The organism is Psychrobacter sp. 1Y4 (assembly GCF_051847555.1).
The window spans coordinates 1-542 of sequence record NZ_JBPYDE010001045.1 but is presented as its reverse complement, the minus strand read 5'-3'; the positions used below and the strand labels follow the sequence as shown (position 1 = coordinate 542).

The window sequence follows — 542 nt, the reverse complement described above, 5'->3', positions numbered from 1 at the left end:
GTATCGATCTGACCATCAAAACGTGCGTCAAATACAGACAACTCACCACCCACGATATCGACACTGGCATCACCGCTACCTGTTATACCGATTGTGCGACCGTTTTGCGTGGCATCAAGTTGTGCCTGCAAGTCAGTATTATTGACAGTAATCACATGACGCTGACCGTTAACACCATTTTTTCTGATATTTAGCAATCGACCACGAGCACTCAAGCGCCCTGTTAAACGCTCAAGTGGTAAGTCACTACGGTACTCTTTAGGCAATAAACCCTTGGTCACTGCATCGATTTGCCACGCCAGTGGGCGGTTTTTATTTGCTAGCTGAATCTGTCCGGTGCCTGACAGATCGCCTACGATGCCATCATAATTGAGTCGATTGATGTCAATAACGTCACCTGCTTTACGCAAGCGCACGTCATAATTGCCTTTAGGTGCAGCATTAAGTTCATTGATAACAGCATTGGCATCGACGGATAGGTTTGAACCACGAACGATGACATCGGCCTGACCGCGAGGACTATCAATATTGCCGATGTTAGG

1 pseudogene is annotated in these 542 nt (G+C 47.0%); it reads right to left on the bottom strand.

The features are described from left to right. Window positions 1-542 (bottom strand): annotated as a pseudogene (locus ACS8FC_RS20325) (translocation/assembly module TamB domain-containing protein); the annotation flags it as partial.